Here is a 1,387-nt window from a genome sequence, read left to right as displayed (position 1 = left end):
CGTAATGACCCCCAAAAGTCAAGACAAAATCGGCCGGGTTGAAGGGAGTCTTTTAAATTTGGTAACGGGAACTGAACACCACTTGAGCCATTATCTATCTCGCCCGGCTACCGTCAAGGGCAAGGGCTTGCGCCGCCGCTACGCGGCCCCTTGACCGCCGCCGGGCTGCGATAGGAGTTGCACCCAAGAGGTGTTCAGGATGAATTATGGGCTCAGCACCCCCTTTCTCAAGCGGCGGTCTGTTGAGCCAGGTAGGCCCGGTATTCAGCCGGTGAGCAGTAACCAAGGGCCGAATGCAACCGTTCAGTGTTGTAGAACTGGATATACCGCTCGATGTCCTGCCTGGCTTCGTCAAAGTCCCGGTATTCGGTGAGCCAAACGGCTTCTTCTTTCAGCGTGCGGAACCACCTCTCAATAAAGGCATTAGCGTCTGGGTTGTTGTAACCTGTCCGTTCGTGGGTTATGCCGCAGTCGCGCAGCACCTTGACAAAACGTTTGCTGGTCATCTGACAGCCGTTATCCGACCTGATGGTCAGGTTCTGATCCCGGGTGCCGTGGGGGAACCGGTAGTTGAGTGCCATATCTACGGCCTCCAGCAAGATATCGGTGGTGCAGCGCTGGGAAAAGGCCCAGCCGATGATCTCCCGGTCAAAGGCGTCAATGACCGCAAATAAATACCCCCAGCCGTCGGCGCCGCACCAGACCTTGGTCATATCAACCTGCAAGTGCTCGTTCGAACGGGTTACCGGGATGCGGCCTGATTCTTTGGTGCGCTTCGCAACACGTTCTTTGACCGGTACGGTGAGGCCTTCTTCCTGCATGATCCGCTGCACTTTCTTCCGGTTGATGGAGCGCCGTAACCGGTTCCGTAAGACGGCGGTAACCCGGCGGTAGCCGTAAGTCGGGAACTGGATGCAGATCCTAATGATCGCCTGCTTTACCTCGGCGTCTTTGTCGGGCCGCTCTTTTTGGGGCTTGTCAAGGAGCAAGCTGTAACAATACGTTCTGTTCAAGTCGAGGGTCTTGGCAATAAGGGCGATCTTATACCCGTCCTTATGGAGTGTCTGAACCAGCACCCGGACGGTTACTTCAGGACCCAGTTGGTCTTTTTTTTAAGGATGTCAATCTGCATAGCCTGCTCGCCAATTTTGGCCTGGGCCTCCCGGAGTTTGCGCTCTAGCTCCTGCTCCCGGCTGGAGGGACCGTTTTGCAGGGCGGCCTTGCCGCCTTTCAGGAAGGCGTCCCGCCAGCGGTAAAACTGGGACTGGGAGATTTGGTGCTCCCGGCAAATGGCGGCTATGTTAGCTTCAGGCATCAGACCTGCCAAGACGATTTGCATCTTTTCTTCGGCTGTCCACTGACGCTTCGGCATGGTTCTTTTCCTCCT

At 56.1% G+C, this 1,387-nt stretch carries 2 protein-coding genes; both read right to left on the bottom strand.

The genetic code is table 11. The features are described from left to right. Positions 1-227: 227 nt before the first annotated feature. Positions 228-1,076 (bottom strand): IS3 family transposase, encoded by an 849-nt coding sequence (locus AB1555_20105; GenBank protein MEW6248982.1) that lies wholly within the window; start codon positions 1,074-1,076, stop codon positions 228-230. 8 nt (positions 1,077-1,084) lie between these two features. After that, positions 1,085-1,387: transposase (locus tag AB1555_20100; GenBank protein ID MEW6248981.1), on the bottom strand; the 303-nt coding region annotated here is incomplete at its 5' end.

It is taken from the genome of Nitrospirota bacterium, assembly GCA_040755395.1.
Classification (GTDB): Bacteria; Nitrospirota; Nitrospiria; order Nitrospirales; family Nitrospiraceae; genus DATLZU01.
Note: the sequence above shows the minus strand (reverse complement) of the source record. Positions and strands in the feature narration are given on the sequence as shown.